The organism is Nitrospinota bacterium (assembly GCA_016235255.1).
Taxonomy (GTDB): Bacteria; Nitrospinota_A; UBA7883; order UBA7883; family JACRLM01; genus JACRLM01.
This window is the reverse complement of sequence record JACRLM010000017.1, coordinates 1-24,418: the sequence shown is the minus strand read 5'-3', so window position 1 is coordinate 24,418 and position 24,418 is coordinate 1. Positions and strand designations below refer to the sequence as shown.

General features: G+C 56.8%; 26 protein-coding genes. 10 read left to right on the top strand and 16 right to left on the bottom strand.

Going from position 1 to position 24,418, the window contains the following annotated elements; translation table 11 throughout:
- Positions 1–711: 711 nt before the first annotated feature.
- Together HZB29_02040 and HZB29_02035 are read right to left on the bottom strand one after the other, a co-directional pair.
- Entirely contained in the window at positions 712–3,783 is a 3,072-nt protein-coding gene (locus HZB29_02040) for an efflux RND transporter permease subunit (protein ID MBI5814373.1), read from the bottom strand.
- Positions 3,780–4,919 (bottom strand): efflux RND transporter periplasmic adaptor subunit, encoded by a 1,140-nt coding sequence (locus HZB29_02035; GenBank protein ID MBI5814372.1) that lies wholly within the window; start codon positions 4,917–4,919, stop codon positions 3,780–3,782. The genes HZB29_02040 and HZB29_02035 overlap by 4 nt, the downstream gene beginning before the upstream one ends.
- Positions 4,920–5,090: 171 nt before the next feature.
- Between HZB29_02035 and HZB29_02030 the strand changes: the two genes are divergently transcribed.
- The 4 genes from HZB29_02030 (at position 5,091) to HZB29_02015 (ending at position 8,013) form a co-directional block, all read left to right on the top strand.
- A complete protein-coding gene (locus tag HZB29_02030) occupies positions 5,091–6,245 on the top strand; it encodes an ATP-grasp domain-containing protein (protein ID MBI5814371.1) in 1,155 nt (384 codons plus the stop codon).
- Between the two features lie 22 nt (positions 6,246–6,267).
- Positions 6,268–7,434 carry an iron-containing alcohol dehydrogenase gene (locus HZB29_02025; protein ID MBI5814370.1) on the top strand — a complete coding sequence of 389 codons (1,167 nt, stop codon included), beginning with the start codon at positions 6,268–6,270 and terminating at the stop codon, positions 7,432–7,434.
- A gap of 89 nt (positions 7,435–7,523) precedes the next feature.
- On the top strand, positions 7,524–7,751 hold the full coding sequence (locus HZB29_02020; GenBank protein MBI5814369.1) for a ParD-like family protein: 228 nt from the start codon (positions 7,524–7,526) through the stop codon (positions 7,749–7,751).
- Complete coding sequence (locus HZB29_02015; protein MBI5814368.1) at positions 7,711–8,013, top strand: type II toxin-antitoxin system RelE/ParE family toxin; 303 nt, start codon at positions 7,711–7,713, stop codon at positions 8,011–8,013. The genes HZB29_02020 and HZB29_02015 overlap by 41 nt, the downstream gene beginning before the upstream one ends.
- 270 nt (positions 8,014–8,283) lie before the next feature.
- On the opposite strand, the gene HZB29_02010 is transcribed toward HZB29_02015, so the two are convergent.
- The 6 genes from HZB29_02010 to lpdA form a co-directional block, all read right to left on the bottom strand.
- Positions 8,284–8,913, bottom strand: a complete 630-nt coding sequence (locus HZB29_02010; GenBank protein MBI5814367.1) for a flagellar basal body-associated FliL family protein — start codon at positions 8,911–8,913, stop codon at positions 8,284–8,286.
- Positions 8,914–8,927: 14 nt separating this feature from the next.
- Positions 8,928–10,109, bottom strand: a complete 1,182-nt coding sequence (locus HZB29_02005) for a tetratricopeptide repeat protein (GenBank protein MBI5814366.1) — start codon at positions 10,107–10,109, stop codon at positions 8,928–8,930.
- A gap of 76 nt (positions 10,110–10,185) precedes the next feature.
- Positions 10,186–11,166: a HEAT repeat domain-containing protein gene (locus tag HZB29_02000; protein ID MBI5814365.1), complete on the bottom strand. Its 981-nt coding sequence runs from the start codon at positions 11,164–11,166 to the stop codon at positions 10,186–10,188.
- 75 nt (positions 11,167–11,241) lie between these two features.
- Positions 11,242–11,763: a hypothetical protein gene (locus HZB29_01995; GenBank protein MBI5814364.1), complete on the bottom strand. Its 522-nt coding sequence runs from the start codon at positions 11,761–11,763 to the stop codon at positions 11,242–11,244.
- Positions 11,764–11,768: 5 nt separating this feature from the next.
- Entirely contained in the window at positions 11,769–12,512 is a 744-nt protein-coding gene (locus tag HZB29_01990; protein ID MBI5814363.1) for a ParA family protein, read from the bottom strand.
- Between the two features lie 31 nt (positions 12,513–12,543).
- Positions 12,544–13,899, bottom strand: a complete 1,356-nt coding sequence (gene lpdA, locus HZB29_01985) for a dihydrolipoyl dehydrogenase (GenBank protein ID MBI5814362.1) — start codon at positions 13,897–13,899, stop codon at positions 12,544–12,546.
- 201 nt (positions 13,900–14,100) lie between these two features.
- On the opposite strand from lpdA, the gene HZB29_01980 reads away from it, so the two are divergent.
- The 4 genes from HZB29_01980 to HZB29_01965 all read left to right on the top strand — a co-directional run bounded on the left by HZB29_01980 (position 14,101) and on the right by HZB29_01965 (position 16,617).
- Positions 14,101–14,319, top strand: a complete 219-nt coding sequence (locus tag HZB29_01980; GenBank protein ID MBI5814361.1) for a hypothetical protein — start codon at positions 14,101–14,103, stop codon at positions 14,317–14,319.
- A 6-nt stretch (positions 14,320–14,325) separates the two neighbouring features.
- Positions 14,326–14,607 (top strand): type II toxin-antitoxin system RelE/ParE family toxin, encoded by a 282-nt coding sequence (locus HZB29_01975; GenBank protein MBI5814360.1) that lies wholly within the window; start codon positions 14,326–14,328, stop codon positions 14,605–14,607.
- A gap of 248 nt (positions 14,608–14,855) precedes the next feature.
- Positions 14,856–15,167 (top strand): PDGLE domain-containing protein, encoded by a 312-nt coding sequence (locus tag HZB29_01970; protein ID MBI5814359.1) that lies wholly within the window; start codon positions 14,856–14,858, stop codon positions 15,165–15,167.
- Positions 15,168–15,702: 535 nt separating this feature from the next.
- The gene (locus HZB29_01965) at positions 15,703–16,617 is read left to right on the top strand and encodes an ABC transporter ATP-binding protein (protein ID MBI5814358.1); all 915 of its coding nucleotides are present in this window, start codon (positions 15,703–15,705) and stop codon (positions 16,615–16,617) included.
- Positions 16,618–16,733: 116 nt separating this feature from the next.
- Here HZB29_01965 and HZB29_01960 read toward each other — a convergent pair whose 3' ends face one another.
- Positions 16,734–18,257, bottom strand: coding sequence for a formylmethanofuran dehydrogenase subunit A (locus HZB29_01960; protein MBI5814357.1), 1,524 nt, complete (start codon positions 18,255–18,257; stop codon positions 16,734–16,736).
- 85 nt (positions 18,258–18,342) lie between these two features.
- Between HZB29_01960 and HZB29_01955 the strand changes: the two genes are divergently transcribed.
- Positions 18,343–18,912, top strand: coding sequence for a CoA pyrophosphatase (locus HZB29_01955; protein MBI5814356.1), 570 nt, complete (start codon positions 18,343–18,345; stop codon positions 18,910–18,912).
- A 31-nt stretch (positions 18,913–18,943) separates the two neighbouring features.
- Here HZB29_01955 and HZB29_01950 read toward each other — a convergent pair whose 3' ends face one another.
- The 7 genes from HZB29_01950 to HZB29_01920 form a co-directional block, all read right to left on the bottom strand.
- Complete coding sequence (locus HZB29_01950) at positions 18,944–19,282, bottom strand: DUF86 domain-containing protein (GenBank protein MBI5814355.1); 339 nt, start codon at positions 19,280–19,282, stop codon at positions 18,944–18,946.
- Entirely contained in the window at positions 19,266–19,577 is a 312-nt protein-coding gene (locus HZB29_01945; protein ID MBI5814354.1) for a nucleotidyltransferase family protein, read from the bottom strand. The genes HZB29_01950 and HZB29_01945 overlap by 17 nt, the downstream gene beginning before the upstream one ends.
- Positions 19,578–19,600: 23 nt before the next feature.
- Positions 19,601–20,431 (bottom strand): SPFH domain-containing protein, encoded by an 831-nt coding sequence (locus tag HZB29_01940; GenBank protein MBI5814353.1) that lies wholly within the window; start codon positions 20,429–20,431, stop codon positions 19,601–19,603.
- Between the two features lie 81 nt (positions 20,432–20,512).
- The gene (locus HZB29_01935) at positions 20,513–20,818 is read right to left on the bottom strand and encodes a DegV family protein (GenBank protein ID MBI5814352.1); all 306 of its coding nucleotides are present in this window, start codon (positions 20,816–20,818) and stop codon (positions 20,513–20,515) included.
- Complete coding sequence (locus HZB29_01930) at positions 20,703–22,283, bottom strand: DegV family EDD domain-containing protein (protein ID MBI5814351.1); 1,581 nt, start codon at positions 22,281–22,283, stop codon at positions 20,703–20,705. The genes HZB29_01935 and HZB29_01930 overlap by 116 nt, the downstream gene beginning before the upstream one ends.
- Before the next feature lie 8 nt (positions 22,284–22,291).
- Entirely contained in the window at positions 22,292–22,642 is a 351-nt protein-coding gene (locus HZB29_01925) for a DUF86 domain-containing protein (GenBank protein ID MBI5814350.1), read from the bottom strand.
- On the bottom strand, positions 22,632–22,940 hold the full coding sequence (locus tag HZB29_01920) for a nucleotidyltransferase domain-containing protein (GenBank protein MBI5814349.1): 309 nt from the start codon (positions 22,938–22,940) through the stop codon (positions 22,632–22,634). The genes HZB29_01925 and HZB29_01920 overlap by 11 nt, the downstream gene beginning before the upstream one ends.
- A 270-nt stretch (positions 22,941–23,210) precedes the next feature.
- Between HZB29_01920 and HZB29_01915 the strand changes: the two genes are divergently transcribed.
- On the top strand, positions 23,211–23,825 hold the full coding sequence (locus HZB29_01915) for a hypothetical protein (GenBank protein ID MBI5814348.1): 615 nt from the start codon (positions 23,211–23,213) through the stop codon (positions 23,823–23,825).
- Positions 23,826–24,418 lie beyond the last annotated feature (593 nt).

The following is a 24,418-nucleotide window of genomic DNA, read 5'->3' as shown; positions in this document are numbered from 1 at the left end:
CCAGGTTGAGGAAAGTGAGCGGTTATAAACACCTGCCAGAACTGCGTGAGATCATGAAACGGGCTCTGGCGGGGAAGATAATGGTGAAAGCGGCGTGACGGTCATGCCGGGAGTTTCAACTAAAAAAGGGATTGACTCCGTTCAACAAATCCAAAACAATAACGTATTTTTATCACTTTAGTCGTGTTTATCGTTGGTGGCACTACGACGCTTCTGACTCATACATATTACAAGAATGATAACGCAGGTGCGTCATTTTGGATAGGAACAATCGGCGCGTTATCGAGCATTATAATCCTCTACTTCTGGAGAAGTCTCGCACATAGGATTGATGGAGCGATAATGCGGGTATATAAGAGACTTATCGAAATCGAATGCGCGCTTGGTGAAGCAATGACTTTTACACGCGAATATACTCAAAAGGAATTTAAGTTTGCTATCACGAATCATTTGCCATGTGGAAATTGCATCGATAAAAAACTATTGAAATACAATAATACGAATTTTTGTAAAAAATATTTTAGCAACAAATATGGCCGAGGTCATGAGATATGGAATCGATTTGCTTTTATCTCATCCGTTATTATTATAGGCTGGTTTGGGACTTTGACCTATGGATGGTGGGGAGTTTGGTTGCTTGTATTCCTAATGATTTTCTATACTATGCTAATGGACATCGCCACTATAATACTTAACTAACTTCCCCCTTCCCTATCTCATCTTCCCCACCTTCTCCCTGAACGCTTCCATATATAAATAAAACACCGGCGTCACGTACAGCGTTATCAACTGCGAAAACAGCAGCCCCCCCACCACCGCCAATCCCAGCGGTCTTCGCGCTTCGGCGGACGCGCCAAGCCCAAGGGCTATGGGCAATGTCCCCATCAAGGCGGCCATTGTCGTCATCATTATCGGGCGGAACCTTATCATGCACCCCTGGAATATGGCCTCCAGCGGCGGCTTGCCTTCGTTGCGCTGGGCGGACAGCGCGAAATCTATCATCATGATCGCGTTCTTTTTCACGATCCCCACAAGCATTATCACCCCGACGAACGAATAGAGGTTGAGCTCCATCCCGAACGCCATGAGCGTGGCCAGCGCCCCGAACCCGGCCGATGGCAGTCCCGAAAGTATCGTTATCGGATGCAGGAAACTTTCGTACAAGATCCCCAGCACCACGTATATCACCAGTATCGCCATGACAAGCAGGGCGAAAAGCCCCTTTTGCGACGCCTGGAACGCCTGCGCCGCCCCCTGGAAACTTGTGGTGATGGAACCGGGGAGCGTTTCCCACGCGATCCTGTCCACGGTCTTCACCGCATCGCTTAAGGCCACGCCGGGCTTTAAGTTGAACGAAAGGGTCACGGAGGGGAACTGCCCGAGATGGTTGACGGACATGGGCCCGGCGCTCCTTGATATCTTCGCCACCGCGGCAATCTGCACAAGGGCACCAGACGCCGAACGGACGCGCAACTGTTGCAGCATTTCCGCGTTTTCCTGATGATCCGGCGCCACCTCCAATATCATCTTGTACTGGTTGTCCGCGCCGTATATGGTGGACACCTGGCTGGAGCTATAGGCGTAGCCTAGCGCCTCTTCTATCTTAGCCGGTGAAACTCCCAGCGACGCGGCCATGTCCCGGTCTATCGCCACGTTCACCTCGGGATTTTTTATCTGCATATCGCTTGTGACGTCCTGCAGGCCCGGCGCGGCGCGCAGCTTATCCTCCAGCGCGGCGGAGTTAACGTATAGCGATTCGATGTCCGGGCTTTGCAGGGTGAACTGGTATTGGCTTTTCGTCAAAGTGCCGCCGATGCGGATGGGGGGGAGGTTCTGCATGAACATGCGTATCCCGGAGACCCCCGCGGTCTTCTCGCGAAGCTCTTTTATCACGTCGTCCGCCCCCAGCTTGCGCTGGCTTCGCGGTTTTAGCCTGATGAACATCCTGCCGGTGTTCATGGAAGAATTCGGCCCCCCTGATCCGATGGAGGACATAAAGGTGTCTATGTTCGGGTCCTGCTTGACGATGTCCGCAAGTGTCCTCTGGCGCCGGGCCATTTCATCGAAACCTATCCCCTGCTCCGCCTCGGTGAAAGCGAAAAGCTGCCCCGTGTCCTCGCTGGGGAGGAATCCGGAAGGCATTTTGACAAACATGATTATCACCGCCGCAAGCATCGCCAGGGTGAAGGCCATGGTGGCCTTGCGCCGGTTGAGCACAACCTTCAGGCTTCTTTCGTAAAGGTTCAGCCACCGGGCGAACATTCTTTCGAACAGGTTGAACAGCGCTCCATGCCTCTCCTGCTTTCCTCCGCGCAGGAACCTGCTGCAAAGCATCGGCGTGAGCGTGAGCGACACCACGCCGGACACGAGTATCGCCACGCTGATGGTCACCGCGAACTCGTTTAAAAGCCGCCCCATGATCCCCCCCATGAAAAGCACCGGGATGAACACCGCCACCAGCGAAAGGGTCATGGAGAGGATCGTAAACCCTATCTCCCGCGAGCCGTTTAGCGCAGCCTGGTACGGCTCCTCGCCGCGCTCCATGTGGCGCACGATGTTCTCGAGCATGACGATGGCGTCGTCCACCACGAAGCCCACCGCCAGTATCAGCGCCATCAGCGAAAGGTTGTCCACCGAATAGTCCAGCGGGTACATCACCGCGAAGGTTCCGATGATGGAGACCGGGAGCGCCAACGAAGGGATGACGGTGGCGGAAAGGTTGCGCAGGAACATGAATATCACCAGCACCACAAGCGTGATGGCGATAAGCAGGGTCATTTTCACGTCGTTGACCGAGTCGCGGATGGACTCGGACCGGTCATAAATTATGTTCAGGTCCAGCGCGGCGGGAAGCTGGCCGCGGAACACGGGGAACAGGGCCTTTATGGAGTCCACGATCTCCACCGTGTTCGTCCCCGGCTGGCGCAGGATCGCCAGCACGATGGCCCGGGTGTCCTTGTTCCAGCTTGCGATCTTGTCGTTCTCCACGCTGTCCGCCACTTCCCCCAGTTCCCCCAATCGCACAGGGGCGCCGTTCCGGTACGCCACGATCAGCGGCCGGAAGGAGCCGGCGTTGGACAGCGCCCCGCTGGCCTTCACGGTGAACGCCTGGAATCTGCCGTACAACGCTCCCGTGGGCATTGTCACGTTGGATTTTTGTATGGCGGCGGCAACCTCGTCTATCCCGATCCCCCGGGCCGCAAGTATTTCCGGGTCCACCCGCGCGCGGACGGCGTATTTCTGCGAGCCGTACACCTGCACCTGCGCCACGCCGGGGAGCATGGAGATGCGCTGCGCCACGAACTTGTCGGCGTATTCGTTCACCGACGACAGGGTCATCACCGGCGACGAGAGCGACAGGTAGAAAACAGGCGTGTCCGCCGGGTTGACCTTCGAGAACGACGGCGGCGCTGGAAGCTCCGCCGGAAGCCTGCGGGCCGCCTTTGTGATCATAGCCTGCACGTCCTGGGCGGCGCCGTCTATGTCCCTGTCCAGGTTGAATTGCAGGGTTATCTGCATGGAGCCTGCCGACGAGGAGGATGTCATAGACTCCACCCCGGCGATGGTGGAAAATTCGCGCTCCAAAGGGGTGGCCACGGTGGCCGCCATGGTCTCCGGCGACGCTCCGGGGAGGGAGGCTGAAACGCTGATGGTGGGGAAGTCCACGTTGGGCAGGTGGCTGACCGGCAATTTGACGTATGCGAACACCCCGGCGAATATGATGGCCGCCATCAAAAGTGTGGTGGCGACGGGGCGCCTGATGAATACCTCGGAGATATTCATCGCTTCTCTTCCTTGTTCCCTCCCGGGCCTTTTATCTCCACTTTTCCGCCGGGGACCACCTTGATATGCCCCTCGGTGACAATCGTCTCACCTGGCTCCAGTCCCTTGTCCACCACCATCCAGCCGTCCACCTCTCCGGACGCCGTTATGGCCCGCGCCACTGCGGTCATGTCCGGCTTTACCACATAAACATACTGCCCCCCCTGCCCCATTTGCACGGCCCGGGCCCGAATCGCTGGAACGCCCTGCCGCACCCCTGTCTGCAGGGCGACGTTCACAAACTGCCCCGGCCAAAAGCTCCGGTCTTCGTTTTCGAAGACGGCCTTAAGCTTTATCACCCCCGTGGCCGGGTCCACAGTGTTGTCTATGAACACCACCTTTCCCGGTCCAGGCGCCCCTCCCGGCGGGGCGGCCATCGCCGAAAGCGTCACCTGGGCCATGGCCTTTTTCACCTCGGCGAGGGAGCGTTCCGGCACGGTGAACGTGACGTATATGGGCCTCACCTGGCGGACCACGGTCATCGGCTTGTCGTCGTTGGCCTTTATCACGTTCCCCCTGTCGTATGTCAGGCTTCCTGTGATCCCGCCGACAGGTGATTTTATGAAGCAGTAATCAAGCTGTAGCCTGGCGTTGTCTTGCGCCGCCCCGGAAGCTTTCACCGCCGCCTCGGCCGCCTCAAGCTGGGTCCGCAAAAGTTCCACCTTTTCGTTGGAGACGAAACCTTCGGCGGCAAGCTGTGTGTAACGCGCAAGGTCTGCCATGGCGTTGTCACGCGTGGCCGTGTCCCTGGCAAGGCTGGCCTCCGCCTGTTTTAGCGCCGCCTCCCAAGGCCGGGGGTCAATTGTGAAAAGCAGATCGCCTTTGCGGACTTCCCGCCCTTCGGTGAAATGGACTGTCTGCAGCGTCCCGCCGATCTGCGATTTTACCGACACCACGGAAAAAGCCTCCACGGCCCCCACTGCGCGGATGATGGAAGGCATGTCCCTCGCCACAACTTTCTCTATGGACACCGGCGCGGGAGGCGTACCTTTGGAAGAGCCGCTTTTATTCCCCCCGGAGCATGACGCGAGCAACAACGCCAAGGCCAATGCGAATGGCAATCCGCCCGGATGCTCCCGTTTTACATTCCCGCCCATTTTTCCCGTTCCGGCTTCCAGCGCTTGTTATGGTCTATGCCAAGGCGTTTCCAATGGGCATTTTATCACTTCATGGAAACGGGGAACACCATTCGAAAGCGCCCCTCGTGATTTTCCTCCCGGATTGATGTTATACTTGCCGAAGTGATGGATTCATTCTGGAAGGGTAACATGGCTTTCGCATCAAGCCCCGCGCCCTCTCTTTTAATCGGGTCGAACGTCCGTTTCCTGGCGGAGAACGCCGTGCGCCACGGCCACGACGTCTTCACCGTGGACTATTACGGCGACTGGGACACCAAAAGGCTCGGCCCGAACCGCTCCGTTAAAAGGGACGGCTCCGGAGTATTCTCCCTTCAGGCGCTCATACAACTTGCGACGGGGGTAAAAAACTCCGGCGTGATATACGGCCCGGGATTCGAGAACGACATCTTCGCGCTGGCCAAGCTTTCTGATATCGGCGTGGTGACAGGCTGCTCGCTGGAGACCGTGCGCAAGTCCAAGGACCCCGAATCTCTGAACCGGGCCGCATCCGCGTGGAACTTCAATTTTCCCCCCATCAAATACGAATTGACGGACCAGATGAGGCAGGAGCGGTGGGTGGCAAAACCATTCGCCGGCACTGGCGGCGCCGGAATCCGGTTCGTGGACACCCTGACCATCCCCGCGGGGGGCAAGACTTTTTACCAGAAATATAAAAGCGGCATGCCGTCGTCGGCCATCGTGGTGTCCAACGGGTCGGAGGCCTCCGTGCTGGCGCTGATGACCCAGATCGTGGGGGACGCGGCGTTCGGCGCATCCAACTTCAGGTTCGTGGGCAACGTGTTCCCGCATCCTTTCTCCCGCGAGATATCGGCCCAGGCCACCGCCATCGCCGACGCGCTGACGCTGGAGTTCGAGCTTAAGGGGCTGTGGGGATTCGATTTCATTTACGCTGGCGACATCACATTGATAGAGATAAATCCGCGGCCCACATCGGCCCTGGGCTTGCTGGACATCGCCACCTGGAACGACCTTCTGGGGCTGCACATAGACAGCGTCATGGGAAAAAGCTCCAACCTGATCGTGGACCCGGGCCCCACCGGCAAATATTTCGCCCAGGGGCGCGTGTTCGCCAGGATGGACTGCATATTCACCGGCGCGCAAGGCTGGCATGAGCGGGGCGCGCGGGACATTCCGCACGACGGCGATTTCATCAACGCCGGAGAGCCGGTGCTGACGGTGACCGCCACAGGATCGAGCCATAACGGAGCCTTGGGAAAACTCAAGCAGGAGGCCGACGAGGCGCTTAAAGGGCTTTTCCCGGCGACGGCGACGCCGTCGTTGTAGCGCTTTTCAAGGGTGAGGTAGCATGAACAACTTCACATTCGCCAATCCAACCAAAATCCTGTTCGGCAAGGGGCAGGTTGAAAACACCGGGAAAGAGACCGCCGCCATCGGCAAACGGGTACTACTGCTCAGCGGCGGAGCTTCGTCGAGAAAATCCGGGCTGATCGGCAATATCTCACGGCAGCTTCAAGGCTCCGGTGTTCATTTCGTGGAGCAATCGGGCGTCTCGCCAAATCCGGAAATCGGGGAGGTCCGCAAAGGCGCCAATACATGCAAAAGTGAAAAGCTGGACGCCGTACTCGCTGTGGGAGGCGGCAGCGTGGTGGACGCGGCAAAGGCCATCGCCGCCGGAGCCTGTTATGGAGGAGACCCGTGGGATTTTTTCGGCAAGAAAACATCGCCGGAAAACGCCCTTCCCATAGGCGTGGTCCTCACCCTTTCGGCCACAGGTTCGGAGGCCAACGGAAACTCCGTGGTCTCAAACGCCGCCACCAATGAAAAACGCCCCATGTACAGCCCCCTGTACTATCCGAAGTTCTCGATCCTCGATCCGGAGCTTACATACACGGTACCAAAGGACCAGACAGCCTATGGCTCCATCGACATTCTAAGCCACGTGTACGAGCAGTATTTCCACCGCGCGCAAAACTCCCCGATCCAGGACGGGCTGGCGGAAACGCTGATGCGCACGGTGATCGAGAATGCCCCCATAGCCATAGAAAACCCGGCTGATTACGACGCCCGCGCAAACCTTATGTGGGCCTCCACAATGGCGCTAAACGGGATTTTAAGCTGCGGGACGGGGGGGGACTGGTCGAGCCATATGATCGGGCACGAGTTGTCCGCAAATTACGGGATTGCCCATGGCGCGGCGCTGGCGGTCATCTTCCCGGCGTGGATGAAGCATGTTCACACGGCCAATCCGCGAAGGTTCCGGCGGTTTGCCGGGAAGGTATGGATGATAAACACGGCGGGGATGAACGACGCACAGGCGGCGGATGCGGCCATCGGCGCCATGGAGGATTTTTACACAAATAAGCTTAAAACCAGTGTGCGGATGAAGGATTACGGGATAGACGGGGCGAAGCTTGAGCTTATGACGGCGTCGGCGGTCAAGTTCCGCCAGTTGGGAGTTTTCAAGCCGTTGACGAGGGAAGACATTCTGGAGATATACCGGCTGGCGATGTGAACGAGCATGCCACGCATATGAAATGGTCTTTGCATCTCCATCCCAATACTTTATACTACAAATGTAGCATTCATTGACAGGAGAACGGAATGGGAATGCCAGTGCGGATTGACGGCAGGTTGTACAAGGCCGCCAAGTCACAGGCCAGGGCCGAGAGCCGCACAATCGCCGGGCAAATAGAATTCTGGGCCAAAGTGGGCAAGGCCGCTTTGGACAATCCAGATTTGCCGGTGGACTTTGTCCGGGACCTGTTGATATCCCGCGCGGAAAGCCGGGATGAAGCCGCACCGTTTATACCCGAAGGAAAACGTGGTTGAGATACTCGCCGCAAATAGTTTCCGCCGGGCCTACAAACGCCTAAACCCGAACCAGAAAGCCGCGGTTGACGGCGCCGTTTTCGCTATTACGGCCGACCCTGGCCTGGGTATCGGGAAAAAAGGGGATTTGGCGGGAGTTTACGTCTATAAATTCCCTTGCGCAGGCAAACAATTCCTTCTCGCCTACGAATTCGATCCAGCCACACGTTACCTGTTGTTGGTGGGCGCGCACGAAAACTTTTACCGCAAACTGAAGCGGTGAGAAAGCGAAAAGGATATCCCCGCCGGCAAGTTCAAGGCCCGCTGCCTGAAGATAATGGACGAGGTCTCGGCGACAAATGTCCCGGTGGTCATAACCAAACCCAGTTGCGGACTTTCGCCATTTCATCAGGACCCCGCAGACCGGCTGATAGTGGCGGCGGCCCGCCATTTGGGGGCCATTCTATTGACTGAAGATGAAAAGATACTCAGCTATTCAAAAAAGGGATTTATGAAAGGCGGCCGCTTGAAATAGTCAACGCGTTTTCATCCGCTAATTGAGCACAAGCTCCGTTATCAGCGCGCGGGTAATCCCTCCGGACTGGATGGAGCGGTTTATGGAAATGGCCACGTCCACGGACAGCTGGCGCAGTTTCTCCTCCCCTTTCAAATCGTCCTCGCTCATATTGCGCAGCAGGAAGAATATGTTCTCACGGACAAGCGTAACGTTCCGCTCGATGTCCTTTTCCACCGCCGGGGAACCGGTCTCAAGCGAAAATTCTATCCTGGCGAATGTGGCCTTGCCATTCCCTTTTCCCGGCGCCAGGTTGATGAAGAAAGGCTGCAGCGCATACAGGTTCGGCTTGGGCGCGGGAGGCTCCTTGGCAGCTTTGGCAGCCTCTGCCTTGGCCGCCTCTTCGGCCGCCTTTTTCGCCTGGTTGGAGGCGTAAAGCGATACGCCGCCCCATATCAAAAGCCCCGTGAGCAGCAGCCCCAGGGTTCCAAGCCCCACAAGGATCATAAGCTTGACCTTGTTTATTTTTCTGACAGGACGCGGCGCTTCCGCGGATTCTTCCGGCGGCGGCGGCGGTGGGGGGGCTTCTACGGGAGGCGGTGGCGGTGGAGCTGGCTCCGGCGCCAGATCTTTGTCTATATCGAGCTCGGTCCGTCTTTTCTTGGCCATTTAAAAGCCGCCCGTCACCTGGCGCGCCCTCCGGCTGTCTCCTTGAGCTTTTGAAGCATGGCCTTGCACTCGTTGAATTCCGGATCGAGCTTGAGGGCCTGCAGGAATGCCTGTTCGGCCTCCTTGAAAAGGTCCTGCTCCATGTACAGCCTGCCGATGTTGAAGTAAAGCACCTCGTCGTCCGGCGAAAGCTTGAGGGCCTTCTGGTATGCCTTGTACGCCTCGTCATACTGACCCTTCTTGCGAAGGGCTATGGCCAGCCTGTTATAGACGTGCACGTCCTCGATTATGTTTATGGAGCTGGAGAACGCGGCGGCGGCCCGCGTGTCGTCCCCGGAAGTGAGGTACACCTCGCCGATCTCCGTGTGGATGGCGGCGTTGTGCCCGGCGTTTTTCAGGGCTATCTGCAGGGCATGGTCCGCCTTTTCCTTGTTCCCCTGCTTCAAGTAAAGCTTGCCTATCTCAAGGCTCCGCTCCGGATTGTTCGGGCTGATCTCGGCGGCCTTCTCCAGCGTCTTCACGGCCAGATCCGGCTTGCCGGCGGCCTCGTACACCTGGCTCATGCTCTCATACGCCTTGGTGTACTGCGGATTCGTGCGGATGGCCTCGGCCAGCCATTTCTCCGCCTCGGCCATGTTTCCCTTGAGCTTGTACGCCTCGCCGATGGCGCAACGCGCCCGGGCGGAGTCCGGCCTTATCCGCAACGCCTCTTTGAACGCTTCGATGGCCTTGTCATACTCTTTGGCCTCCTGGGCGTTGTCCCCCACCCTCAGGTATTTCTCGAAAGGGGGCGGATTTTCCCGGTTGTCGAAAATGGCGTTGATCTTCTCCTCCAGCGCCTTGGCCACGAACGGCTTGATAAGGTATCCGTCCACCTCCGTCTCGGCGGCCTGCACTATCTTCGCTTCAGACACCTCGGCGGTGATTATGATGAAGGGGGTGTCGCGATGGCGGGCGGAGTCCCTGACCCGCCGTAAAAGCTCCAGCCCCGGGAGTTCCGGCATGTTCCAGTCCGATACCACCATGTCTATTTTCTTCGGCGTGGAGCTGATGATCTCCCATGCCCGCTGGCCGCTTTCAGCCTCGATCACGCTCTCAAAGCCTATATGGCGGAGCATGTTCTTTATCGTCCGCCTCATGTTGAACATATCGTCCACCACAAGCACGGTCATATCCTTGAAATCTAGTGCTTTCATGACCTTAATACAAAAATGCCACCAGTTTGAATATTACCACGATTGCTTGATTTTGGCGCGGATAGCCAGCGAAATATTATGCGATCTGGCTTAGGCGTATCACGCTTACGGCGGCGGATGACCGGACGTCTTCCTGCTCGTCCGCCAGGCTCAGCGTTATCCGGCCAAGGGCTTCCACGGCCTTCAGGTTTGTCAGGGCGTCCACAGCAGCCTTGCGCACCATCCAGTTCTCGTCATCCATGGCCTTTTCAAGCGCCGGGACCGCGTCCATGGTCTTCATGTTGCCAAGGGCCGTTGCGGCCACTTTGCGAACTTCATAATTGTTGTCGGACACCACCACCTTGGACAGCGCCACCACAGCTTCGGCCGGCTTTATATGGTTTATCGCTATCACCGCCTCCATGCGGACGGCGAATTTTTCGTCTCCCAAAAGGGTGTAAAGCCCGTCTGCGGCCTCTTCGGCCTTCAGCCTGCCCAAAGTCTGCGCCGCCATCTTGCGCACGTTCCAGTCCGCGTTGGAAAGGAACTCGATCAAAGGCCCGGCCGCCTGCGTCGCGTTTATGTTCCCAAGCCCGGCCATGGCCGCCATTTTCGCGGTGGGATTGTCCACCGCCAGGGCCGCTATCAGCGGCTGCACGGCGATATCGGGCCTGATCTTGCTCAACGCAAGGGCGGCCGCTTTTTTCACCTGCCACGGTTCGCCCACCGGCTTTTTCGGGTCCGCCGCGCCTGGAACGCCTCCGGCTTTGGGCTTTGCGTCAGCCGCCTCTTCACCTTTGGACACTGCCCATTGCAGAATCGCCTTGCGGGCCGAAGCGTCATCCTCGCAACCGAGCACCTTGAACAATACGTCCGAAGCCTCGGTGATGTTCGCCTCGCCGATGGAATTGATCACAGACTCGCGTATCTGCCACACCTTGTCCTTGATCGCCTTGATGAGCGCGGACTTGGCGTGCGTGCTTTCACACTTGGCAAGGGACACCGCCGCCGCCTTGCGCACGTTGGCGTCCGAGTCTTCCAGAGCCTTTAAAACCACCGATTCGGTCTGCTGATCCATCTCATTTCCTCTAGTCGTGAGGGTTTATGCTAAACGGCGGGGGGAGGTATTGTCAATGTTCTATCAACAATACTGTCATTCCCCCCTCCTCATCTCCTCTTCTATCGCCGCGAGGTTTTCCGCCGTTTTCGCGTTGGACGGTTCTATCTCCACGATCATCCGCAGGCATTCGGCCGCCCGCTCCAGAAATCCGGCGCTGTAATATATTGTCGCCACTTCCTTGAGCGCGCCAATGTCGTCCGGCGCGATCCTTAAAATACGCCTGTAAAGATGGAACGCGTCCAGCAGGTTTCCCGCCTTGTCGAACTTGTCGGCGGACTGGCGCATGGTCTCCACCAGTATGTCCCGCGCCGGGCCCTGGGGTATCTCTTCGTCCAGCTTTCCGCGCAGCCCCTTCACCTCTTCGGAGAGTTTTTCGGCCAACACCTCCTTCTCCCCCAGCCGGGCCGCCAGTTGGGCTCCCTTTGATACTTCCTCTTCGATGGCTTTCTTGAGCCTGGCGATCTCCTCCGGGTCAACGGCGGGGCGGGGCGAATCGGCGACGGTGTCGCGTATGATCGCGTCCAGCCCGCGCCCCATTATCGGAAGTTTCGCCATCGCGGTCACATCGTCCTTATGTCGTCGGCCAGCACGGTGTAATCATAGGCGCCGTTGGACTTGGGGGCGAACAATTGTATCGGCTTGCCACGGGCCGGGGCCTCCGCCAATTTGGCGTCCAATCTGATGATGGGGCGCAGCAGGTTGCGCCCGTACGCTTTTTCCATCTGCGCGATAAGTTCGTCGCTTATTTTCATCCTCCTGTCCACCATCGTCGGCACGAGGCCCACAATTTTCAGCGCGGGATTGAGCGTGGCGTTGACCTTCTGCACTATTTCGTGCAGCCGCCGCACCGCCACTATGGAAAGATGATGGGTCTGCACCGGGGCGATAATTTCATCGCAGGCCACAAGGGCGTTGAGCGCCAATATACCCAGCGACACCGGGCAGTCCACGATAACGTATGTGTACTTCGCCATAAGACCCTGCCACAGGTGTGAAAGCCGCCGCTCCCGCCCGGGCAGATCGCATAGTTCCAGTTCCGCCCCGGCAAGGCGAGGCGCCGCCGGAATGATATCCAGCTTTTCCACCTTGGTCTTCACCACCGCCTTGCCCGCGTCCTCCTCCATCCCCAGCAGCAGTTCGTATATGCACGGCGTATCATCGTCCGCCTCGGCCCCAAGGTGGATGGAGGCGGAAGCCTGCGGGTCCATGTCCACGAGCAGCACACGCTCCCCGCGCAGGGCAAGCCCGGCGGCCAGGTTCACCGCGGTGGTGGTCTTTCCCGACCCGCCTTTGCGGTTTGCCAACGCTATGCGCCGTGGGTTTGCCGCCATATTCTCACTTATGGATGGAAACGCCGTGGACGTCGTGGGCCGCCTCCATCATCGCCTCTGCGAAGGTGGGATGGGCGAACGCCATTTCGCCGAATTTTTGCGCGGTCAGGCCGCATGCCATGGCAATGCAGGCTGTATGGACCATGTCGGTGGCGCGCGGGCCGATTATGTGGACGCCGAGCAATTTGTCCGTCGTCCCGTCTGCGATGATCTTTACGAACCCGGCGATCTCCCCGGCGGCGTGGGCCCGGGCCAGCGCGCGGAAAAGGAATATCCCCTTTTTGTGTCCAGCCGGGGCGGAATCCTCCGTCACCCCAACGGAACCTATCTCCGGGATGGTGAAAACCACCGACGGAATCGCGGTCTTCACCGGAGCCTGTGGATTTTTGCCTGCGATCACTTCGGCGGCCAATATCCCCTCCTTGTACGCCGTGTACGCCAGAAGATTTTTCCCCGCCACGTCACCAACCGCGAAGATGTTATCCACCGATGTGCGGCCGAATTCATCCGACGGGATATCGCCCCGCGCCCCGGTGGCGACCCCCGCCTTGTCCAGCCCAAGCGCCGCCGTCGCATACTTTCGCCCGACGGACACCAGCGCTTTTTCGGCGGTCACCGTTTTTCCATCTTTTAGCGTGGCAACGATCATTTCTCCCGATTTTTCCAGTTTCGCCACGCCGGAGCCAGTGATCACGTTGATCTTGCGCTTCCGGAATTCGCGGGACAGCGTATCGGCCACCTCCGCGTCCTCCATCGGCAATATGCGCCTCATGGCCTCCACAATGGTCACTTCCGCGCCAAGCCGGGACATCACCCCCGCCATCTCGCATCCGATGGCGCCGCCGCCGATTATCAGGATGGACTTGGGCGCGGACTCAAGATCAAAAATGGAAGTGTTGTCCAGCAGGAGCGCCGGATCAAAATCGAAAAGCCGGGCGGGGATGGAACCTGCGGCGATCACCGCGTTTTTAAAACCGATCTTGGCATCGCCAACGAACATGGCCGACGGTGACACAAACCTCCCCTCGCCATGGAATATCTTCACACCGGCCTTTTCCAGCGCCACGGTCACGGCCTTCCGGAACTGGGCGACGATGGCCCTCTGCCGCGCCGCCATCTTGGCAAAGTCAATCGTATAGCTGAACGGTTCCGCGGCGAACTGCCCCATCGCCTTGGCAAAGTCCACCGTCTCCGCCGCCGCCACCCAGCTTTTGGCAGGGACGCATCCCGTGTTCAGGCAGACCCCGCCGATCTCCCCTTTTTCCACTATCGACACGGAAAGCCCGAGGGCCGCCCCCCGCAAGGCCGCCGAGTACCCCCCCGGCCCCGCCCCTATCACCGCAATATCGAACGACTCCATCGGCCCCCGTCTTCAGATGTTCAAGGGTTTTTATTATATGACAAACGGGAGGCAAATAATAAAAGTAGCGCCACCGCCACTGTGGCTATTGCCGGCGGGCCGCCGAAGCTATAAAGAGTCCGTGACCGCGCCTGAATTGCATTTTGCAACTATTTGCTATATTATTCTTCCTACGTTGCATTTTGACATGGAGGCGTCTTTATGGCTACCGCAGTGAGGATTTCAGACGGACTTATCGCCGAAGCGCGAAAATTCGGCGGAATTGACCATAGGTCGCTTGCGGGACAGATCGAGCATTGGGCGCTTATGGGCAAGTTCGCCGAGGAAAATCCGGACCTGCCGTATTCTCTGATAAAAGAAATCATGATCGGGCTTGCGGAACTGGAGCGGGGTGAAAGATCGGAATACAAATTCGGGTAGTCCGCCGTGAAAATATTCCAGTCAAGATCGTTCCAGCAAAAAGTTAAAAAGCTCGCAAAACAGGAAAAGGACATCCTGGACGCGCAGATAAAAGCAATCGTGGAAAATATTTCCATCGGCGATGAAAAAAAAGGCGACCTGCGGGGCGTATTCATCCACAAATTCAAGCTTAAGAACACACAATACCTCCTCGCCTACCGCAAATCGGGAAAGGATATTGAGCTTGTCATGATCGGTCCGCACGAAAACTATTACCGGGATTCGAAGCAATACCTGAAAAACCGGTGATGGAGAAATAGCGGCAATGAGCCCGGCCCGGTCTTTAGTCAATCGTGGCTCCGTTGGCATAAGCAAAATGATCAGGAAAAGATTTTCACCACGCACACACAGAGCGAATTCATTTCTTTACTCTGCGCCTCCGCGTCTCCCTGGTCACAATCATCCATCGTCGCGGTGAATTGATGTACCGATGGCTTCCTTCCCGCTTTTTTGCGATAATTGCGTAAGCTTCGAACATGAACATTTTCGGCGTAAAGATGCGGAATCGCTATTTCTTTCTGACGGCCATGGGCGTATGCCTTGTTCTGGCGGCGTTCGTTTCGCCATATGCCTCCGAATCTCCGGACGGATTGGAAAAAGTGGCCGCGCAGGGGGGCTTTGCCCCGATGGAAAAAGAAAGTTCCGCGCGATCATTGGCGCTCTTCGCCGGTTACACCTTCCCGGCCCCTTGGGGTGGCAAGGGAGCGGCCGGTATTTTCGGGGCGCTGTTGGCCGCCGCCGCCGGGTATGGCGTGGGCAAGTTTATCACACGCAAAAGCGCGGCCGCTTCCACGGACAACCGGGGATGAACTTCACCGGGGCTGTGGACTCCGGCTCCGCGATGGACGCCCGGCCAAAAATACTCATCGCGTTTTCATTGATACTCGCCTGCGTCACCACGCCAATCACATCACCGGCGGCTTTCGTCGTATACCTTGCCTTCGCGCTTTTATGGGGCGCGTTTTCGGGCGCATCAGCCGTCCGCATATTATTTTCGGCGGCGGCGGTGATCCCTTTCACCCTGGCGGCGGCGCTATTCGTCCCGTTCATGAATACCGGCGCGGCCGGCGGATATTATGTTTTAGCTGGCGTTTCATTGTCCAAATCCGGCCTTTTGATCCTGGCCGGGGCCTCGGTGAAGGCGTATGTGTGCGCCGCATGTCTTTTCACACTGTCGGCCATAACACCGTTCCCGAAACTTATGGAGGGGCTGGAGCGGCTGCGTGTGCCCGCCGGGTTCGTCAACATAATAGGCTTCACACACCGCCAGATATTCTCGCTGGCGGGAGAGGCTCGGCGGATGAAACTTGCGCGCGACCTGCGGCTGTATGGCGGGAAATGGATATGGAACGCAGGCGTGGCAGGGGGGATGATCGGCACGCTGTATGTCCGCGGTTACGAACGGGGCGAGCGGATATACAACGCCATGCTTTCGCGGGGCCACAGCGGATCGTTCATAACAGGCCCGGCGCGAGCCATGACAATGAAAGATATGGCCAGCGTGGCCGCCTCGGCCCTATTTCTGCTTGCGGTGAGGATCGCCTCGTGACAGATTTGATACCGGCGGCGCTCACACAAGACCTGCGGTTCACATATCCGGACGGCGCTCTGGCGCTCGACGGTGTATCTTTGCGGGTGGACGATGGCCAGAAAGTGGGACTTGTTGGCGCCAACGGGGCGGGGAAATCAACGTTACTGCTCCACCTTAACGGCGTGCTGACGGGCGAAGGGAGCGTTTCGGTGTTCGGGATTCCGGTGATAAAACGCAACCTCAAGGAAGTCCGCAAGCGGGTCGGCCTTGTGTTCCAGAATCCGGACGACCAGCTTTTCATGCCCACCCTGCTCGACGACGTGGCCTTCGGCCCGCGCAACATGGGGCTTTCTGAAAATGATGCGGTCGCAAAAGCGATGGACGCGCTCAACAGGCTCGGGCTGCCGCAGCTTTCCAACAGGAACGGATATCACTTGAGCGCCGGGCAGAAAAAAAGGGCGGCCATCGCCACGGTGCTCTCCATGGGCGTTCCATTGCTGGCGCTCGACGAGCCGACGGGGGGGCTGGACCCGAAAAACAGGCGGGAGCTTATCGCAACGTTAAAGACGATAGGCGGGGCGCAGATAATCGCCACCCACGACTTCGGGCTTGTCCGGGAACTTTGCGGCAGGGTCGTGATCATGAGCGATGGCAAGATCGTGGCGGAAGGGGCGCCGGACGCACTGCTTTGCGATGAGGAACTTCTCAAAACCCACGGGCTGGCTTAAGCCGTTAAATACCGCTGTGAAAGGAGATTCTTCGGCTTCGCCTCAGAATGACAGCCGCTTATACGGATGCTGAAAGGAGCGTATGCGCAGTGAAGAATCTCAAAGGTGAAATGGGCTCAACCGCCCACAGGCTTGCCCCAGGGGAGCATCCCTGCGGTCACAGGGAATCGCTCCCTGTCCGCAAGTTCTGGATACGATGCGAACTCGGCTGGAATTTCCGCAAAACTTTCCAATGGCGGCGCGTAAAATGTTTTCCCCGGCGGACTGTCCACCACGGCCCCGTTTCGCACCACCACCAGCCCTGCTTTTATCACCCACTCGGCCTTCGTGAACATCTTTTCGTAATCGCCGTCCTTTCGGTATATGGCGATGTCCGCGTCCGCGCCGGCGGCAAGGCTCCCTTTGTTATCAAGCCCAAGCCGCCTTGCCGGGCCGGAACGCGTGATCACCGCGATTTCACCCAGCGAATACTCCCGCCGGATTGAAGGGAGGCTCGTCAGCGCCAGCCCCCGCGGATTAATTTTTCCCGTCTCATGCTTTCTGAAACTTTCGTCCATCAGCAGACGGATTATGTATGGGTATGATGTGAAACTCCCGCCGTTCGGATGGTCGGTGGACAGGAACGCCCGCCACGGATCTTCCGCCAGCAGCATCAATTCCAGCCCGCAGGCCCATTGCATGCTGTTCACAAGCGAGCTTGCCTTGTATTCATAACGCTGGGCAAAACATCCGCCGCCAAGGCCGGTGCCCTGCTCCACGGCGCTTTTGCCGGTGATCCTGGCAAGCTTGGGGCCGAATGTGGAATCGGAGGTGACGGTGACAGTTGGGCCGAACACTATATGCCCGGCGTCGAAAGTTACGTTCGGATTCTTGTTCACCGCCTCCGCCACGCGCCCGGCCTCCGAGCGCGGAGTTCCACCGCTTCCGCCGTGACAGTGGAATTGCAGGTGGGCGATATGCGCCGGAATCCCGGCAAGCGCCTTGACGGTCTCCACCGCCGCCGTGTGCCCTGCGGCCGCGCCAAGATCGTTCAAGTGGACGTGAAGCGGATGGGGGAGGCCAAGCCTGCGGACAGCATCGGCCATGGAAACGATTATCTCCACCGGGGATATTTTAAAATCCGCCGCCGGATCGGTCAGTTTTATCGAAAGGGATTTGGACGATTCCACCATCCAGCCCAGGATTTTGGAAAGCCTCGCAATATCCCTTTTTTCGATCAGGCGCAATACAGGCTCGTTTAACACCGCCTGCACGAGCATGGCCTTGTCCAGGACCGGTATCCGGGCAAGATGTCCGTGGGCCTGCATCGCGAAGGCAAGAGGGGCGGCGGGCTCCACCACTGTGGTGTAGCCCATAAGCAGATAGTCCACGCCGGTCTTGCGCAACCGTTCGTTTATTTCGTCCGGCGTGGGGGGCGATCCGGTCTGCGCGGTCATGGCGGCGGTGAAAAGCGGACCGGCGATATGCGTGTGTATGTCCACGCCGCCAGGCATCACCACGCATCCGGCCGCGTTTATCACCTCGGCGTTCTGCGCGGACGCCGGGGCTATTTTGCCGCCGGACACATGGACGGTCTTATTCTCCGACATCGCCCCGGCCGCCGGGTCCACCACCTCGCCGTTTACTATCCGCAAATCCATGGGATGAATACTATAATGAAGTTGTAGTTTGGCGCCGTTTCATTATGTAACGGCGGGATTTATTAAACAACCGGCAGGCGCCCACATGGAACTTGATGAATTCACCCGGCGGGCCTCGCATGCTCTTCTAATGGAGCCGCAAGGCAACGCCGCGCCCGGAAGGATAATGGCCGCAACGCTGGCCCCTGTGGCGCTTATAAACGGCGAAGCGTCCTTTGGATTCATACGCCGCTCCGCCAACCTGAACTATCACCCAGGCCAGATAGCCTTTCCCGGAGGGCGGATGGAGCCGGGGGAGACTCCCGTGCAGACCGCGTTGCGGGAGGTGGAAGAAGAGACCGGTATCGGAGGCGGGCACATAAAGATACTGGGCATGCTCCCTCTGATGGACACCGCCTCCACCGGCTTTGCCGTGTGGCCTGTGGTGGGGGTGGTGCATGGCGAGCCTGTGATGAACGTGCCCAACGGCGAGGTGGAGGAATTCTTCTGGGCGCCGGTGGACCATTTTATGAACGGCTCCTTCGTGAAAAGAACCACAACTCTCCCCGGCGAAGGCGCCCCCCGCCCAGCGTTCCTTTATCAGGGGAGGGAGATATGGGGGCTTACTTTCCGGATAGTGATGCGGATAGTGTCGCTATTCGAACACAGATATTAATCTATAATGCTATTAGCATAGCTGAATAATACTAATCCGCGATTTCAACGTTCAGTCTTTCCACCAACTCCGGCAAGTCTTTCGCTATTATGCTCCACAGAATGTCTATATTTATAGAATCGTATCCGTGAATAAGACGGTTGCGAAGGGCGATTATTGAATTCCACTTTATTTCCGCCGTCGCTTCCTTTTTTTCCTCTGAAACTCTCGTGGCCGCCTCGCCTGTGATCTGAAGAAGCTGGATGAGGGCAAGGCATAGCACACGGTCGTAATCAATGTCTTCCCGCGTCAGGTTCTTTACAAGATCAAGCGCCTCTTGCGCGTGATCGCGCATCTGGCGCAGGCTTATGCCGTCATTCCTTTTTGTCATAAATCACCACAGCTTCGCCAAGCACTTCATCCCTGAAATACGGGCTTAAATCCTGTTTGGTATTAAGGTCCACCATCCTGCCGCAAGCAGCCGACAGCTCCGCCTGTATCTCGAAAAATTCAAGGCCTGGCGTGTTCCCCTGCTCGAACTCCACCAGGGCGTCAACATCGCTTTCGGGCCTGAAATCCTTGTGGATCACCGATCCAAACAGGGCCAATCTGGCTATGTTATGACGGCGGCATATCTCCGGTATTTTTGCCGCGTCAAACTCAATCCGCCCGTCAACTCGCGCCATTCCGCTCATCGCGCTCCTCAAGATTATCTTCCCGTGGTGTTCCCAAGCGACACGAAGTTGTTCGGGACAACCCATATCGTCGAGCCTTTCTTGGCCGCCTCTTCGATCGCCTCGGCGGTCTTCATCGCCGCCTGGGCATTGAGCAGGCGCACGTATTTCTCGTCCGTCTGCCGGGACAGAGCCTCGATCCGTCTTCCCTCCTGCACGGCGATCTCAACCTGCGTCTTTTTCGCCGTCAATTCGTTCTGCGCCTGCGAGACGCGGTTGGCGCTTTCCACTATCTCCGGGGCAAGCTGGATGTTCCGGACCGTGACCATGTTGACGTGGACCTTGCCTTCAAGCTTTTCTCCGGCCAGTTTTTCGTTCGCCAGCGACTTGACGCGCTCCTCGATCTGCTTGCGGTTGTTGTTCACCTCCAGGGCGTCGAACTCCGCCACCGCCGAATATGTGGCGGCGCGCACTATGGTGGTGACAAAATTGCCCATCGGAAAGATTTCATACCCTTCGCTTTTGGGGTTTGTCATGTGCGAAGTGATGCTGTACTTGGTGTACAGTTCGGCGATGGACTTGGGGTCCACCGTGTACGTGAAATTGATGTCGAAGTCCTTCAGGGTGGACTTGTCCTTGGAGGCCGGGGTCATGTTCTCCTCGGTGAGCAATATCTCCTTGGTGGCGAAGATGATGACGCTGCCGACGATCGTCTGATGGAAGCCGACTCCCAGCTCTTCGGACTTGATCTCGCCGTCCCAGGTCTTGCGCAGGCCCGCTTCGCCCGTCTCCACGCGAGTGAACCCGCACGCCCCGGACGACACCGCCAGCGCAAGCGCAATCAACGTCAGCAAATGCTTTTTCATGTTTTCCTTCTTTCTAAAATAGTGGCCGCCATCGGAGCAATCAGCCGCATTGATTATTATTTACCAGCCTCCCAAGACCCTTCAATAGCAAAACACCCCCAGCGCGCCGGGGCCTGTGTGGGCGCCAACGACCGGGGATATGCGCCCGATGACGAGCGATTTCATGTCCAGCCGCTTCTTCATCTTCTCCATCAGTTCGTCCCTCATCTCCGGATTGTTCGACCATGCCAGGGCATACACCCCCTCGAATCCCGGTTTGCGCGCGTCATTTTCAAGGATCCCCAGGAGCTTTTCCATCATACTGCGCCTTCCAAAGGCCTTTGCGCACGAACGCACCTGCCCTTCCGAATACTTTAAAATCGGTTTTAGCCCCAGCGCTTGGCCCACCACCTTTCTTGGCAAGGCCTATCCGGCCGTTTTTCGCCAGGAACTCCAGCGTGTCCACAGTGAAATAGGTGGAGACTTTCCCCTTTATTTCGTCCAGCCGGGCGATTATCTTGTCCAGCGGCTCTCCCTTCTCCGCCATATTGGCCGCCTCCAGCGTCATCAATCCCATCGCCATGGAGGCCTGCCCCGAATCGTACGCCACAACCTTGTCCCCGCCGAACTCCTCGCCACGCTTGCGCCCCGCCTGCCATGTCCCGGAAAGCGTGGACGACAGGTAAACCGCAAGTATCTTCTCGCAATATGGAGCGATATGCTCGTAGCCTTGCATGAAATCAGCCGCCGCCGGAAGGGATGTGCGGGGCAATATGGGCGAGCGTTGCAGCCTTTCGTAAAATTCGTCCACGGTGATGTCCACCCTGTCGCGCAATGTCTCCTCGCCGAACATCACGCGCAACGGCGCCATCTCGATCTCTTTCTCCTCCATCAACTCAAGGTCCAGGTCGCACGTTGAATCGGTGAGCACCCGCACCGCCGCCTTTTTCTCGTTGGCGGCCTTTTGGGTGTTCTGGGCGATCATGTCGTCCGCCTTGGTCTTCACCAGCGTCCCCATGGCGCCAAGCAGGGCGAATACCGCCTGCGGATCGTTTGTGTGCACGTGGACCTTCAGGATGGAACCGTCGCCGGTGACGATAAGCGAGTCCCCCATTTTTGAAAGCTCCGCCCGGGCCACAGTCCTGTCCATCCCCTCCCCTTTCACCAGCGCCTCGGTGCAGAACCGGTATTTGATATCCTCTTTCTGCTCCGTGGTGAAAATCCTTTTTATCGGCTTTAGTATGGTGGAGGCGTCTATCTCCCCTTTCATGCAGCCGAGCGCCCCTTCCCAGAAAAGCAGGAAACCGTGCGCCCCGGAGTCCACCACCTTGTTCTTTTTGAGCACCTCCATCTCCCCTTTCGTCTCCTCCACCGCCAGCCGGGCGCTTTCCACCAGCCGTTCGACGGTGTGAATCATGTCGCGCATGTCCTCCTTGGCGTGGTGGAGCCTGTCGGACGCCTTCCGGATAATGGTGAGGATCGTCCCCTCTTTCGGCTCTGCCAGGGCGGCATAGGCCATGTCCTTGCCGTTTGTGAGCGCCTCCACAAACCTTTCCGGATGCACCCGCTCCTCCTGCTTTAGCTTGAGGAACATGCCATAGAAGAACTCGGAAAGGATCACCCCGGAGTTCCCCTTGGCTTCCATGCGCAATTTAGTGGAAAGGGTCTCCAGCACGCTGGCAAGCGACGAATCGTCCACAGTCTCCAGGCATTCGGCGGCGTTCGTCAGGGTCTCGGCCATGTTGCTGCCCGTGTCCCCGTCCGGCACGGGGAACACGTTTATGCTGTTCAGGTAATCGCGGGACACCGCCACCCTGTGGGCCCCCGCCTTGAACAGGTCCTTGAACGCCTTGCCGTCAATATGTCCGGTCATATGTTCACCTAAAATCCTTCGGCATCCTTAAGCAAATCCCTAACCTTGGATATCAACACTGGCAATTCGTTATGAATAATAAGCCAGACAATCTCATTGTCAATCATGTCATAGCCATGCGCTATGACATTCCGGAATCCTATTATTTTCAGTTCGTCTCCGATCCGAGCCGATATTTTCGGATCAGACCGCCTGATGCGTAAAAGGGCTTCTCCAATTATTTCGAAATTCCGCTCGACTGCTTGCCGCAGAAGCCTGTTTTCATCAAATTGATCGAAATCGAGTCCAGCGGCCGATTTAAGAATAAACTCACCAGCTTCGCGTATATCTTCCAGAAGTTTTGGAATATCAGGCGGCATAAAGAGGCACGCTTGTCTGGTTTACCGACCTTATGAAATAAGGATTACGCATTGCTTTTTTCATGACCAGGTCCACGTTGCAATCGAACAGTTTTTTCAAATCTTCCAACAGTCCGAAATACTGGTCAGCCACGTTCATAGCTTCCGTTCTCCGGAATTCCACGAGAAAATCCAGATCACTCTTGCCGGGAATAAATTCGCCTTTCGCCGCAGAACCGAACAGTTCAAGGCGAAGAACGTAATATTTTTCGCAAAGATCCTTCAGGCCGCTCATTTTGTCCAATAGAACCGCATTCATTTTAAGACCGCACACGATTTATGATTTTGTTTCCCCATATAAAAATCATTATGCCATAAAGGCCGCCATGCCAATAGGGATTACCTCTGCGGAAAGCTTTTGGCGCCTTATTAATCCAGCCTATTCCAAAATGATGACATTGGGAATTATCGGTTCAAATCCTTTCGCCACAAGCAATATTTTATCTTGACTTTCCGGGGGGGGGGGGGTAGCCTTCCGTGTAAGGGGAATTTTATAACTGGAGAAATCCTTAAATTGGGGAAAAGTCAAATGTCTAAAAATATCCTCGCCTTGGCTCTGCTCGCTGTGTTCTTCGCAATTACAGGCGTTGCGGCTGCGGAAACAAATGAGAAAATTATAACCAATTTCACCTTGATGGGTGGGCAGAGATCGTTGAATTCAAGCGACTGGAAACCTGTTGAGACCCAAACGTTCATCGGTGGTGATTTTGATTTTAGATATGAATCCTGGCCAGCATCAATGTTTGTAGTTCTGGCAGCCGGACAATCAAGCGAAGCTACCGGTTATTTATCGTCATATCCAGGCATCACATTCAAAGTAAAAAGTTCTTTTACCGAGGTTGACGTTGGCGCAAGAAAGTATTTCAACGAAGAGCAAAATCTCAGGCCATATTTGGGCGCTGGTTTGGGCATGGCTAATTATACTTTTGACGTCACCGCTACAAAAGGCACGGCTTCAGCCTCAGCTGCCGGCAGTGGTTCTGGAGTGGGATTATTACTGAATGCGGGACTTCTGTGGAGAATAGAACGGATAATCATCGGCGGCGACGTGAGAATGCTGACAGGCTCAAAAGTATCCATAGGTAGCGCAAGCATCACCGGTGATTATACCCAACTGGGCTTAATACTAGGATTTGTGTTCTAGCCATGAGGTTGAGAACAATCCTGAGCATCTTGTGAATCCGTACTCCCCTTCCCTCCTGCAAATGGGGGGGGAAGGGAACTATTGGCAACACCTTGCTTGAAAACGGAGAATTAATAACTCCTTCAGGCGAAAGAGTCCACAAGTAAAGCAAAAAAACAGAGGATGGCAAGCTCATGAGAAAGAGATTACATCTAAAGCTCTCAATGCTTTGTATCATATTTTTATTACCCACACTATCCTGTGGCGGCGGGGGAGGGGCCGTTTCGTCTGTTGCGGATAGCTTGTCTGTTGCGGATTACTCCGGGGTTTATTTATTCCAGACCGTAGCTACAACCGGATTATGTTCCAATGGAAGTACAAGCACAGTAAACGCAAATACACAGTATTTAACTGTGGAACAATCGCAGAGTTACATTACCATATCATCTAGTGATACCCGAGTACCGGCCGGAGAGTCAATCCCTTTTTTAGTTGAAACTCCCGGCATGACCGTCACGCCGCTTTCACCATTATCTTCCCCGCCAGAGCCCGTTTCATGATCTCACGCAGTTCTGGCAGGTGTTTATAACCGCTCACTTTCCTCAACCTGGGCT